We start from the raw sequence: 13,711 nt of genomic DNA, 5'->3' as shown, positions 1-13,711 counted from the left end.
ATCAAATCCCATGTGGGAGCGGGCTTGCTCGCGAAGGCGTTGTGTCAGTCGACATCTCCAGTGACTGATCCACCGCATTCGCGAGCAAGCCCGCTCCCACAGTTGTTTCGGGGTGTTTGTTAAGTCGGTGCTCGGCCCTGACATCACCGTTATCAATCATCGTATTCAGCCTTTATCAGCAAGCCTAGACTCGGCCCAATCCCAATGTTCAGGTAGGCCGCCATGTCCGAGACGCTGCTCAGTTCCCGTAATCTGGCTTTCGAGCTGTACGAAGTCCTCGATGCCGAGGGCCTGACCCGGCGTGAGCGCTTCGCCGAACACAACCGCGAGACCTTCGACGCGGCCATCGGCACCGCGCGCAGCATCGCCGAGAAATACTTCGCACCGCACAACCGCAAGGGCGACGAGAACGAGCCGCGTTATGAGAACGGTCAGGCGATGCTGATTCCCGAAGTCAAACCGGCGGTGGACGCGTTCCTCGAGGCGGGCTTCCTCAATGCCGCGCGCAGCTTCGAAGCCGGCGGCATGCAACTGCCGACGCTGCTGTCGCAAGCCTGCTTTGCGCACTTTCAAGCGGCGAACGCGGCGACCACTTCCTACCCGTTCCTGACCATGGGCGCGGCCAATCTGATCGAAAGCTTTGGCAGCGCCGAGCAGAAACAGCGCTTCCTGCAACCGATGATCGACGGCCTTTTCTTCGGCACCATGGCCCTGACCGAACCGCACGCCGGTTCGTCGCTGTCGGATATTCGTACCCGCGCCGAGCCGGCGTCTGACGGCACTTATCGGCTCAAGGGCAACAAGATCTTCATTTCCGGCGGCGATCATCCGCTGTCGGAAAACATCGTGCACATGGTCCTGGCCAAGCTGCCGGACGCGCCGCTGGGGGTGAAGGGCATTTCGCTGTTCATCGTGCCGAAGTTTCTGGTCAATGATGACGGCAGCCTCGGCCAGCGCAACGATGTGCTGCTGGCCGGGCTGTTCCACAAGATGGGCTGGCGCGGCACCACCTCCACCGCGCTGAACTTCGGCGATAACGGCGAGTGCGTCGGCTATCTGGTGGGCAAGCCGCACCATGGTTTGAGCTACATGTTCCAGATGATGAACGAGGCGCGGATTGGCGTCGGCATGGGTGCGGTGATGCTCGGCTACGCCGGTTACCTGTACTCGCTGGAGTACGCCCGCGAACGCCCGCAAGGGCGGGTGCCAGACAGCAAGGATCCGAGCACCGCACCGGTAGCGATCATTCAGCACGCAGACGTCAGACGCATGCTGTTGACGCAAAAATCCTACGTCGAAGGGGCGTTTGACCTCGGCCTGTACGCGGCGCGGCTGTTCGATGACACCACCACGCTGGAAACCGAAGCAGAGCGCAAACAGGCCCACGAGCTGCTGGACTTGCTGACGCCGATCGTCAAATCCTGGCCGTCGGAGTTCTGCCTGAAGGCCAACGAACTGGCGATCCAGATTCTCGGCGGTCACGGCTACACCCGCGAATACCCGGTCGAGCAGTATTACCGCGACAACCGCCTGAACCCGATCCACGAAGGCACCCACGGTATTCAGTCGCTGGACTTGCTCGGGCGCAAACTGGCGCAGAACGGCGGCGCTGGACTCAAGCAACTGATCCGCCTGATCGCCAACACTGCCGAGCGCGCGACAGCGTATGAATCGCTGACCGCACTGCGTGAGCCACTTGAGAAACTCGTGGCGCGCCTGCAAGCGGTGACCATCGGCCTGCTGACCGATCTGGCGCAGGGCAAGGTCAACAGCAGCCTGGCGAATTCGGCGCTGTACCTGAAGGTGTTCGGGCACACGGTGATTGGCTGGCGCTGGCTGGAGCAGGCGATTCGGGCTGAGGAAGGTTTGGCCAAAGGCAATGCGGCGGATGCTGACTTCTATAAGGGCAAGCTACAGGCGGCGCGGTATTTCCTGACGTGGGAAGTGCCGGGCTGTCACCATGAGCTGGCGTTGCTGGAGGCGCGGGATGATGCGTGCCTGGCGATGCAGGATGGGTGGTTCTGAGAGCCAACCCTCACCCCAGCCCTCTCCCGGAGGGAGAGGGGGCCGAACAGGGTATGCTTGAATACTCCATCGACCTGAAAGAGGTCTACCGAATCCATAATCGACTGGCGTTTTCAGGTCGATGTATAGCGAGAGACGGCTCGGTCAGTCCCCTCTCCCTCCGGGAGAGGGCTAGGGTGAGGGGCTTTCAGACTCAGCACTCAGCTCAACTTGAACCCACCCATCTGCCTTGCCAGATCATCCGCCAACCGCTGCAACATCTGACAATCCTCGCGACACGCCCGCACCTCGCCCGCCGTGGCCCGGGCCAGATCGGAAATCCCCTGCACATTGCGGTTGATCTCCTCGGTCACTGCAGACTGCTCTTCCGTGGCCGTGGCCACCTGATGGTTCATGTCACTGATGCGCTCGACCTGCCCGGTAATCGCGGTCAACGACGCGCCAGTACGCTGGCTCGATTCAACCCCGGTGCCGGTCGCCGCCTGCCCGGTGCGCATCGATGACACGGCATTCTCTGCGCCTTGTTTGAGGCTGCCGATCATTTGCTGGATTTCGTCGGTAGACGCCTGAGTCCTGCGCGCCAAGGTGCGCACTTCATCCGCCACCACGGCAAACCCGCGCCCCATATCTCCGGCGCGCGCCGCTTCAATCGCCGCGTTGAGCGCCAGCAAGTTGGTCTGCTCGGACACGCCGCGAATCACCGCCAGTACCGAATCGATCGACGCCACCTGATGCGCCAGCTCACCCACCGCGCCCGCCGCCACGCCAATCTCATCGGACATGCTTTCGATATGACGGATCGAGCCACCGACCACTTCCCGCGCCTGCAGCGCTTCATCGCGAGCAGTTTGTGAAGCCAGCGCGGCGTTGCCGGCGTTCTGCGCAATTTCCTGCACGGTCAGGCCCATCTCATGCACCGCCGTGGCGACCATGTCGGTCATTTCCTGCTGGCGCCCGGAGCGTTCGGCGGTGTTTTCCACCACTTTCGCCACTTGGCCGACTGCTGTGCGCAGACGCTCGCTGGTGGTCAGGACTTCGCCGATCAGCCCGCGCTGGCTGTCGAGAAAACGGTTGAAGCCGCGCGCGAGATCGCCCAGCTCATCGGCGCGGCTGGAATCTAACCGATGGGTCAAATCTCCACCGCCGCTACCGATCGCTACCAGCGCGGCTGTTACCTGACGAATCGGTCGCACCAGCCCTTGGGCCAGCCACACCACCAGCGCCAGGCACACCAGTGCCACCGCCAGACCGATGCCGCCGCTCATCCACATCGCCTTGCGGGCCTCGGCGTAGATCTGCGCCTGCGGCACTTCGGCCACCAGCGTCCAGCCCAGATCGCGCAGCGGCAGGCTGAAGGCGAGGAAGTCTTCGCCATCGCGCTGGAAGGAGCTGTTGGTGGCGACTTTTTGACCCATGACCGATTGTGCAGCCGACGCGCCAATCTGCTCCGTGAGGGTGCGCTTGCCGCTGAACTGCGCCTCGGGATGGACCTGGATCAAACCGTCGGAACGCACGAGATAGACCTTGCCGCGCTCGCCAAAGCTGAAGTTGTGGATCAACTCCGACAGCTCTTTCATGCTTAGGCCGAGTCCCGCGACGCCGACCACTTTGCCGGCCTGCTCGACCTTCAAGTCAATGAACAGTGCCAATTCTCCGGTGGCGCCATCGTTGTCGATGTTCAGGGTGCGCGGCTGGTTGCTGTCGAGAAAGGCATAGAACCAGGCATCGGCCGGTTTGGCCCGGCTGAGGGTGCGATCCAGGCCTTTTTCGGTGATGTAGTGGTTGGAGTCGGTGCCGATGATCAACGCGGTGAAAGCTTTATGTTCGGCGCGGATGCCTTCCAGATACTGCGCGAAGGCCGCCGTTTTGCTGCTGTCTTCACCCGAGGCCAGCCAATCGCGCACCATGCTGTTGCTGGCGATGTCTTTGGCGGCAGTCAGGGGTTGGACGAGGATGCGTTCGATGTCGTTGCGCGTCGCTTCGATGCTCGACGGCAGCGCTTGTTCGACCAGATAGCTCTGGGCGAGGCGGTTGACCACCAGGGTATATATGCCAACCACGATCAGGATGCTGACCAGCAGGGCGGTGCCCATGCTGAGAATCAGCTGCCATTGAATACTGCGTCGCCACAACTGCATGGAGCACCCCCAAAGAATAAGTGGCCGAAACAATGCAACAGCCGTGCCGATTGTATACAACCCGATCGACAATCTATTCTTTGGTTGTGCGCAACCCTATCAGCCCTGACTGATGGTCTTGGCGATGGTGTCGACCGTGGCGCTGACTTGCTCTTGGTAACGGTCGAGTTCTTCCTGGTGCTGCTTCTTCATTTCGATCTGCTGCGAACACAGGTTCATCGCTGCCAGCACCAGCAAGCGGTCACCGATCAGCGTCGGGTATTTGCGTTTGGTGTCGGCCAGTGCGGCCTTGAGCATCAGTGCGGCGTCCAGCAGGGTCTGTTCTTCCCCGGCCGGTGCCTTGATCGAATAGTCCTCCCCGAGAATGGAGATGACTTTTACCCCTGCTGTATGGTGGTTCATGCGCTGACAGGACCTGCGTTGACGCGATCAACCAGAGCCTGGATGCGTGCAGCGGTGGCGCCGTGCTTCTCTTCCTGTTCCATCAGGCTCAGTTGCAGGCTTTCGTTTTCATCCTTGGCCTGGGCCAGTTCCGTGGACAGGGTCTGGTTGGTTTGCGTGAGGGTCTGGTTCTGTTGCACCAGGTCGCTGACGAGCTGTTCCAATTGGCTGAGGGATGCTTCCAACATTTTGATCTTCCAGGCGTTTTTCAAAGGGCGCGTACGATAAAGAAAAGTCACTGCGGATGCCAGGGTTATACCGGCGCAAGGCCTTGATTTTCCTGGCGGCCGACCGTTCTCGCGAGTTTAAAAGACTGTGATCTGCCGATCTGGTTCCTGCACTTCGTCGCTCAGGCCCATATGCGACAAATACGCACAGTGCCTCAAGACTTTAGTCGTATGACCGATAAGTCATCCATACAGCAGTCTCAGCCCGCATGGATGCGGCCCTTTTTGGTATCCGCGCCATGTCCCTTCGCAACATGAATATCGCCCCCCGGGCGTTCACCGGCTTCGCCCTGATCGGCGGCCTGATGCTGATTCTCGGTGTGTTCGCCCTGAACCAGATGAGCAAAATCCGCGGCGCCGCCGAGGACATCACCAACAGCAGCGTGCCGAGCATCAAGAACCTCGACGAGTTCACCCAACTGACCTTGCGCCTGCGCGTGCTGTCCTACCGCTTGCTGGTCAACCGCGAGCCGGACGTGCAGCAGAAGACCATGGAACTGCTGGACACCCGCAACCAGCAGATCCGCGCCGCCCAATCGGCCTATGAACCGTTGATCAGCGGCCCGCAGGAACGCGCAGCCTACGATCAATATGTGCAGTTGCTGGGCCAGTACCGCCAGATCGAAGACCGGATGAAAACGCTGTCGCGCAACAATCAGGTGGACGAGTTGCGCAACCTGCTCAACACCGAGTTGCTGAACAACTCCGAAGCGATGAACACCGTGCTCAACCGCCTGATGCAGATCAACGGCGAGCAGATCAGCCAGACCAATCAAGAGGCGGTCGACCAGTATTCCTCGGCGTTCAATCTGGTGGTCACCCTGCTGGTCGTGGCGACCGGCCTGACCTTCCTGTTCGCCTGGCTGCTGACCATCAGCATCACCAAGCCGATTTCCAAAGCGCTGGACGCGGCGGAAACCATCGCGGAAGGCAACCTGACCCAGCCGATCCACGTCGACGGCACCGACGAAGCCGGGCGTCTGCTGGCGGCCATGGCCAAGATGCAATCGAAGCTGCGCGACACCTTGCAGCGCATCTCCGGCTCGGCCACCCAGCTTGCATCTGCAGCGGAAGAGCTGAACAGCGTCACCGACGAAAGCGCCCGCGGCCTGACCCAGCAGAACAACGAAATCGAACAGGCCGCCACCGCGGTCAACGAGATGACCAGCGCCGTGGAAGAAGTCGCGCGCAATGCGGTGAGCACTTCGGAAGCCTCGAAGAACGCCACCACTTCGGCCGGCGACGGCCGTGACCTGGTACAGGAAACCGTCAGCGCCATCGAACGCATGAGCGCCGACGTACAGAGCACCGCGACCCTGATCGGCGATCTGGCGAATGAATCCCGTGACATCGGCAAGGTGCTGGACGTGATTCGTGGCCTGGCGGATCAGACCAACCTGTTGGCCCTGAACGCGGCAATTGAAGCGGCACGTGCCGGTGAAGCCGGTCGCGGTTTTGCCGTGGTCGCCGATGAAGTGCGTGCGCTGGCGCATCGCACCCAGCAGTCGACCAGCGAAATCGAACGCATGATCGGCAGCATCCAGAGCGGCACCGAACACGCCGTGGATTCGATGCGCAACAGCACCGAGCGCGCCGAATCGACGCTGAACATCGCGCGGGGTGCCGGGATGTCGCTGGACACCATCAATACCGCGATCGTCGAGATCAACGAGCGCAATCTGGTGATCGCCAGCGCCGCTGAAGAACAGGCACAAGTGGCCCGCGAAGTGGATCGCAACCTGGTGAACATCCGCGACCTCTCGGTGCAATCGGCCACCGGCGCGAATCAGACCAGTGCGGCGAGCAACGAGCTGTCGCGCCTGGCGCTGGATCTGAACAACATGGTCGGGCGTTTCAGCCTGTAAATTTTCAGATCAAGGTCAAAAGCCCCTCACCCCAGCCCTCCCCCAGAGGGAGAGGGGGAAAGGGAGCACATTGGGGGCTTTGCAGATTTTGAGTTCGGCTCGATATTGCAGGTCGGTGTAACTTGAACAAACCCCGCGGTCGGTCCCCTCTCCCTCCGGGAGAGGGCTAGGGTGAGGGTAGCGATCCCCAGCCGAACCCATACCTCAAATCCCATAGCGTAAAAAGCTTTTTGACAGCATCACATTTCAACAGGTTAGAATCGCTGGCACGCAGACTGCATGGTCAGTTTGTGCCCGTCTTTACGCTTCTGGAGTACTGCCTTTGAATGCGACGACCATCAACAGCCTGTTCTTGATCGGCGCGTTGCTGGTAGGTGCAAGCATTCTTGTCAGCTCACTTTCCTCCCGTCTCGGCATCCCGATTCTGGTCATTATTCTTGCGGTCGGCATGGCCGCCGGGGTCGATGGCGGCGGGATCATTTTCGATAACTACCCGACGGCCTATCTGGTCGGCAACCTCGCACTGGCGGTGATCCTCCTCGACGGCGGCTTGCGCACGCGGGTCTCGAGTTTCCGCGTGGCCCTGTGGCCGGCGCTGTCGCTGGCGACGGTCGGGGTGTTGATCACCACCGGGCTGACCGGTATGGCCGCGGCATGGCTGTTCGACCTGAACCTGATCCAGGGCCTGCTGATCGGCGCCATCGTCGGCTCCACGGACGCCGCCGCAGTGTTCTCGCTGCTCGGCGGCAAGGGCCTCAACGAACGGGTGACCGCCAGCCTGGAAATCGAATCCGGCAGCAACGACCCGATGGCGGTGTTTCTCACCGTGACCCTGATCGACATGCTCGCCAGCGGCCAGACCGGCCTGCACTGGAGCCTGTTGACCCACCTGATCCGCGAATTCGGTATCGGTGGCGTGATCGGTCTGGGCGGTGGCTGGCTGATGCTGCAACTGGTCAACCGGATCAACCTCGCTACCGGCCTGTACCCGATTCTGGTGATCGCCGGCGGCCTGGTGGTGTTCGCCCTGACCAACGCCCTGCACGGCAGCGGCTTCCTCGCGGTGTACCTGTGCGGTCTGGTGATCGGCAACCGCCCGGTGCGCAGCCGTCACGGCATTCTGCACATGCTCGACGGCATGGCGTGGCTGGCGCAGATCGGCATGTTCCTGGTGCTGGGGCTGCTGGTCACTCCGCATGACTTGCTGCCGATCGCCTTGCCGGCGCTGGGTCTGGCGCTATGGATGATTCTGTTCGCCCGGCCGCTGTCGGTACTGGTCGGCCTGCTGCCGTTCAAGGCGTTCCACGGCCGCGAGAAAGCGTTTATTTCCTGGGTCGGGTTGCGCGGCGCGGTACCGATCATTCTCGCGGTGTTCCCGCTGATGGCCGGGTTGCCGAATGCGCAGCTGTACTTCAACCTCGCGTTCTTCATTGTGCTGGTGTCGCTGCTGGTGCAGGGCACGAGCCTGCCGTGGGTGGCCAAACTGTTGAAGGTGACGGTCCCGCCGGAGCCGGCGCCGATTTCCCGTTCGGCACTGGAAGTGCACATCACCAGCGAGTGGGAGCTGTTCGTTTACAAGCTCGGCGCCGAGAAATGGTGCATCGGTTCGCCCCTGCGCGAGCTGAAAATGCCCGAAGGCACACGTATCGCCGCCCTGTTTCGTGGCCAGCAACTGCTCCATCCGTCGGGTAGTACGGTGCTGGAAGTCGATGATTTGCTGTGTGTTATCGGCCATGAACACAACTTGCCAGCGCTCGGAAAACTGTTCAGCCAGGCGCCGCAACGCGGCCTCGATTTGCGCTTCTTCGGCGACTTCGTGCTCGAAGGAGACGCTCAGCTTAAAGCGGTTGCCGCGCTGTATGGCCTACCGGCCGAAGGCATCGATCCGGACATGACCCTGGGTGCGTTCATTGCCCATAAGGTCGGGGGTGCACCGATCGTTGGCGACCAGGTGGAGTGGAACAACACTCACTGGACGGTCGCGGTCATGGACGGGAACAAGATCGGCAAAGTGGGCGTCAGATTCCCCGAAGGAAGTCGCCCGGGCCCCGGTCTCTTCCTCTAAACTGCGTCCACTCTCACTTGCTTGACCGGTCTCTATGCCTACCCTGCGCTCTTTCTTTTTCGCGGCCCTGCTGGGCCTGAGTCTTTCCGTCGGCCCGCTCTACGCCGCCGAACCGCCGTCCAGCGAAGCCGTGCAGGCCAGCCTCGACAAACTGGCCGACAGCAAACTGCCGGATGCCGACAAAAAGAGCCTGCAGACGGTCCTGCAAACTACGCTCAATCAACTCAACAGCCGGCGTGATTACGACCAGAAGCTGATCGACCTCAAGCAGCAACTGGCCTCCGCCCCTCGGCAGACCATCGAGAACACTCGCGAACTGACGCGCCTCAAGGCCACGCCAGTGGTGCCGGTGGCGCAGCGCTTCACCAAAGAGTCGATCCAGCAGCTGGAGCAGATCCTCACCGATCGCTCGACCCAGCAAAGCGACCTGCAAAAGGCCCTGGCCGATGCCAACAGCCTGATCATCACTGCCCAGACCCGTCCCGAGCGTGCGCAGGCGGAAATCTCTGCCAGCCAGACGCGCATCCAGCAGATCAACAACATCCTCAAGTCCGGCAAGGATGCGGGCAAGACCGTCAGCGCCGAGCAGCGCGACCAGTTGAACGCCGAGCTCGCCGCGTTGAACTCACTGATTCCGCTGCGCCGCCAGGAACTGGCGGGCAACAGCCAGCTGCAGGATCTGGGCAACAGTCAGCACGACCTGCTCTCGGAGAAATCCGACCGTCTCGATCGCGAGATCCAGGAACTGCAGACCCTGATCAACCAGAAGCGTCTGGCGCAATCTCAGGAAACCGTGACCCAGCAGTCGATCGAGGCGCAGAAGGCCGGCGGCAGCAGCCTGCTCGCCACCGAAAGTGCGGCCAACCTCAAGCTCTCCGATTACCTGCTCAAAAGCACCGACCGCCTCAACGAAGTCACTCAACAGAACCTGCAGACCAAACAGCAACTCGACAGCCTGACCCAGAGCGACTCGGCTCTCGACGAGCAGATCAACGTGCTCAAGGGCAGTCTGCTGCTGTCGAAGATTCTCTATAAGCAGAAACAGGCGCTGCCCCGGCTCAAGGTCGACCGCGATCTGGCGGACCAGATTGCCGACATTCGCCTGTATCAGTTCGAAGTCAGCCAGCAGCGCGAACTGCTGAGCAATCCGGCGACCTACGTCGACAACCTGCTTTCCACCCAGCCGCCGGAACAAGTCACCCCGCAATTGCGCAAGAGCCTGATGGAACTGGCCAACACCCGCGCCGACCTGCTGGAGCGTCTGAACCGCGAACTGAGCGCGGTGCTCAACGAATCGATCACCCTGCAACTCAACCAGAAACAACTGCTGAGCACCGCGCAGAGCCTGCGTGCGACTCTCGACGAGCAGATGTTCTGGATCCCCAGCAACAAGCCGCTGGACGCGGAATGGATTCGCGGCGTGCCAGAGCGGCTCAAGCGCCAGATCGACACCCTGCCGCTGGCCTCAAGCCTGAGCGAGCTGACCGACGGCCTGACCCAGCGCCCGCTGTTGTTCCTGCCGCTGGCCTTGCTGATCGGCGCTCTGCTGTGGCGGCGCAAGGCGCTGTATGCGCGACTGAACAAGGTTCACCAGGACATCGGGCACTTCAAGCGTGACAGCCAGTGGCATACGCCCCAGGCGATTCTGATCAACATTCTGCTGGCGATGCCGGTGGCGCTGGGTCTGGGTCTGTGCGGTCTGGCCCTGCAGATCGACGCCCGCGGGCAGAATGCCAACATGGGCGCGGCGTTGCTGCAAATGGGTCAGGCGTGGCTGGTGTTCTACACCGCTTACCGGATTCTCTCGCCGGGCGGCGTGGCGGAGTTGCACTTCCGCTGGGACAAACCGCAGGTCGAGTTCCTTCAGGGCTGGATCCGTCGCCTCGGGCTGGTGGTGATGGCGCTGGTGACCGTGGTGGCGGTGGCCGAATTGCAACCGGCAGCGCTGGCTGACGACGTGCTCGGCATGCCGGTGGTATTGACCTGCTACGCCCTGATGGCGTGGCTGCTCAGCCGTCTGCTGATCAGCAGTCCGGCCCACGAAAACACCTCATTGTTCCGCAGGGCCGTGGGCGTGATGTTCACCCTGCTGCCAATCGCCCTGTTCGTCGCGGTGTGCTTCGGCTACTACTACACCGCGCTGAAACTCAGCGACCGGTTGATCAACACCCTGTACCTGCTGATGTTCTGGCTGGTGATCGAGGCTACCTTCGTCCGTGGTCTGGCGGTCGCCGCACGCCGCTTGGCCTATCAGCGCGCCCTGGCCAAACGTCAGGCGGCGAAAGAGGCCGGCGACGGCGAAGCGGTGATCGAAGAGCCGACCCTGGACATCGAAAAAGTCAACGAACAATCCCTGCGCCTGATCCGTCTGGCACTGCTCGGCGGCTTCATCGCCGCGCTGTACTGGGTCTGGGCTGACCTGATTTCGGTGTTCTCGTACCTCGACAACATCACCCTCTACGAATACACCAGCGGCACTGGCGCGAACATGAGCATGGTGCCGATCAGCATCGGCGACATGCTCGGCGCGCTGATCATCATCGGCATCACCTTCGCCCTCGCCCGCAACCTGCCGGGTCTGCTCGAAGTGTTCGTGCTGTCGAAACTCAATCTGGCGCAGGGCAGCGCCTATGCGACCACGACGCTGCTGTCTTACGTGATCGCCGGTGTCGGTTTTGTCTCGACCCTGTCGACCCTCGGCGTCAGCTGGGACAAGTTGCAATGGCTGGTGGCGGCGCTGTCGGTCGGCCTCGGTTTCGGTATGCAGGAGATCTTCGCCAACTTCATCTCCGGCATCATGATCCTGTTCGAGCGTCCGGTGCGGATCGGCGACACCATCACCATCGGCAACCTGTCGGGCACGGTGAGCAAGATCCGCATCCGCGCCACGACCATCACCGACTTCGACCGCAAGGACATCATTGTCCCGAACAAGACGTTCATCACCGGGCAACTGATCAACTGGTCGCTGACCGACACCATCACCCGCGTCACCCTGAAACTCGGCGTGGACTACGGCTCCGACCTGGATCTGGTCAAGGAACTGTTGCTCAAGGCCGCCCGGGAAAACCCGCGCGTGCTCAAAGAGCCCGAGCCGCACGTGTACTTCCTCAACTTCGGCGAAAGCACCCTCGACCACGAATTGCGCATGCATGTGCGCGACCTCGGTGACCGCAACCCGGTGATCGACGAAGTGAACCGCTTCATCAACCGCGAGTTCAAGAAGCAGCACATCAACATCTCGTTCCGCCAGATGGAGGTGTACCTGAAGAACCTCCACGGTCAGGAATACAAGTTGGTGCCCATCGAGGACGAGAACAAAACCATCGTTCCGATCGACGCCGAGCAAAAGCCGCTGCAAGAGCCGCCGCCGGCCAAACTCGACTAACCGGTCTGATCCCAGCAGAATGCTCGGACATTCTGCTGGAGCCGGCCCTTGAAAGCCCTCGACGAACTGACCTTCGACAATCGCTTCGCCCGCCTCGGCGATTCGTTCTCCGCCCATGTGCTGCCCGAGCCGATCGACAACCCGCGCCTGGTCGTCGCCAGCCCTGCGGCCCTGGCCTTGCTCGATCTCGACCCGGCAACCGCTGAGACTCAGGAATTCGCTGAACTGTTCGGCGGCCACAAGTTATGGGCGGATGCCGAGCCACGGGCGATGGTCTATTCCGGGCATCAGTTCGGCGGCTACACGCCACAACTGGGCGATGGTCGCGGGTTGTTGCTCGGCGAGGTCTACAACAACGCCGGTGAACACTGGGACCTGCATCTGAAGGGCGCCGGGCAGACGCCGTTTTCGCGCATGGGCGATGGCCGCGCGGTGCTGCGTTCGTCGATTCGTGAGTTTCTCGCCTCCGAGGCGCTGCACGCGCTGAACATCCCGTCTTCACGTGCCGCCTGCGTGATTGGCTCCGACACTCCGGTGTGGCGCGAAAAGCAGGAACGCGCGGCGATGGTGCTGCGTCTGGCGCCAAGCCATGTGCGCTTCGGCCACTTCGAATACTTCTACTACACCAAGCGTCCCGAGCAGCAGAAGTTGCTCGGCGAACACGTATTGGCGATGCACTATCCCGAGTGCCTGGAGCAACCGGAACCGTATCTGGCGATGTTCCGCGAGATCGTCGAGCGCAATGCCGAACTGATCGCCAAGTGGCAGGCCTACGGCTTCTGTCACGGGGTGATGAACACCGACAACATGTCGATCCTCGGCATCACCTTCGACTTCGGCCCGTTCGCCTTCCTCGACGACTTTGACGCCAACTTCATCTGCAACCACTCGGATGATCAGGGCCGCTACTCGTTCAGCAACCAGGTGCCGATCGGCCAGTGGAACCTCAGCGCTCTAGCCCAGGCCCTGACGCCGTTCATCAGCGTCGAAGCCCTGCGCGAAACCCTCGGTTTGTACCTGCCGTTGTTCCAGGCGCACTACCTCGACCTGATGCGCCGCCGCCTCGGTTTCACCAGCGCCGAGGATGACGACCAGAAACTGCTCGAAGACCTGTTGCAACTGATGCAGAACAGCGGCGTCGACTACACCTTGTTCTTCCGCCGCCTCGGCGAAGAGTCAGCAGAACAGGCGGTCGCCCAATTGCGCGATGACTTCGTCGACATCAAAGGCTTCGACGCCTGGGCCGAGCGTTACGTGGCGCGCGTTGCCCGCGATGGCGACAGCGATCAGCAGCAACGCCGGGCGCGGATGCACGCGGTCAATCCGCTGTACATCCTGCGCAACTACTTGGCGCAGAAGGCTATCGATGCCGCCGAGCAAGGCGACTACTCAGAAGTGCGCCGGCTGCATGCGGTGCTGAGCACGCCGTTCGACGAGCAGCCGGGGATGGAAGGTTATGCCGAGCGGCCGCCGGAGTGGGGCAAGCATCTGGAGATCAGTTGTTCGTCTTGAGGCTCCGGATTCAACCTTGATAAACGCCTCGTACGACTCCAGATCAGTCG

General features: G+C 61.7%; 8 protein-coding genes and 2 pseudogenes. 6 read left to right on the top strand and 4 right to left on the bottom strand.

Annotated elements, in window-relative coordinates; all coding sequences use genetic code 11:
• Positions 1 to 222: 222 nt before the first annotated feature.
• The gene (locus tag E4T63_RS02320) at positions 223 to 2,025 is read left to right on the top strand and encodes an acyl-CoA dehydrogenase (protein WP_135294804.1); all 1,803 of its coding nucleotides are present in this window, start codon (positions 223 to 225) and stop codon (positions 2,023 to 2,025) included.
• Between the two features lie 200 nt (positions 2,026 to 2,225).
• Here E4T63_RS02320 and E4T63_RS28905 read toward each other — a convergent pair whose 3' ends face one another.
• The 4 genes and pseudogenes from E4T63_RS28905 to E4T63_RS02305 all read right to left on the bottom strand — a co-directional run bounded on the left by E4T63_RS28905 (position 2,226) and on the right by E4T63_RS02305 (position 4,792).
• Complete coding sequence (locus tag E4T63_RS28905; protein WP_432431703.1) at positions 2,226 to 2,933, bottom strand: methyl-accepting chemotaxis protein; 708 nt, start codon at positions 2,931 to 2,933, stop codon at positions 2,226 to 2,228.
• A gap of 207 nt (positions 2,934 to 3,140) precedes the next feature.
• Positions 3,141 to 4,118, bottom strand: a pseudogene (locus tag E4T63_RS28900) (cache domain-containing protein); the annotation flags it as partial.
• Positions 4,119 to 4,262: 144 nt separating this feature from the next.
• Complete coding sequence (locus E4T63_RS02310; protein ID WP_135294803.1) at positions 4,263 to 4,565, bottom strand: cell division protein ZapA; 303 nt, start codon at positions 4,563 to 4,565, stop codon at positions 4,263 to 4,265.
• Entirely contained in the window at positions 4,562 to 4,792 is a 231-nt protein-coding gene (locus tag E4T63_RS02305) for a hypothetical protein (protein WP_003220969.1), read from the bottom strand. The genes E4T63_RS02310 and E4T63_RS02305 overlap by 4 nt, the downstream gene beginning before the upstream one ends.
• 248 nt (positions 4,793 to 5,040) lie before the next feature.
• Between E4T63_RS02305 and E4T63_RS28895 the strand changes: the two are divergent.
• The 5 genes and pseudogenes from E4T63_RS28895 to selO all read left to right on the top strand — a co-directional run.
• A pseudogene (locus E4T63_RS28895) lies at positions 5,041 to 5,793 on the top strand (MCP four helix bundle domain-containing protein); the annotation flags it as partial.
• Positions 5,794 to 5,823: 30 nt separating this feature from the next.
• Positions 5,824 to 6,696, top strand: coding sequence for a methyl-accepting chemotaxis protein (locus tag E4T63_RS28890; protein ID WP_371917813.1), 873 nt, complete (start codon positions 5,824 to 5,826; stop codon positions 6,694 to 6,696).
• A gap of 322 nt (positions 6,697 to 7,018) precedes the next feature.
• Positions 7,019 to 8,761, top strand: a complete 1,743-nt coding sequence (locus E4T63_RS02295; protein WP_096794715.1) for a potassium/proton antiporter — start codon at positions 7,019 to 7,021, stop codon at positions 8,759 to 8,761.
• Positions 8,762 to 8,795: 34 nt separating this feature from the next.
• Positions 8,796 to 12,149 carry a mechanosensitive channel MscK gene (mscK, locus tag E4T63_RS02290; RefSeq protein ID WP_134785264.1) on the top strand — a complete coding sequence of 1,118 codons (3,354 nt, stop codon included), beginning with the start codon at positions 8,796 to 8,798 and terminating at the stop codon, positions 12,147 to 12,149.
• A gap of 48 nt (positions 12,150 to 12,197) precedes the next feature.
• Positions 12,198 to 13,661, top strand: coding sequence for a protein adenylyltransferase SelO (selO, locus tag E4T63_RS02285; protein ID WP_135294801.1), 1,464 nt, complete (start codon positions 12,198 to 12,200; stop codon positions 13,659 to 13,661).
• Positions 13,662 to 13,711 lie beyond the last annotated feature (50 nt).

It is taken from the genome of Pseudomonas fluorescens, assembly GCF_004683905.1.
GTDB lineage: Bacteria > Pseudomonadota > Gammaproteobacteria > Pseudomonadales > Pseudomonadaceae > Aquipseudomonas > Aquipseudomonas putida_A.
This window is presented reverse-complemented; position numbering and strand designations above follow the sequence as displayed.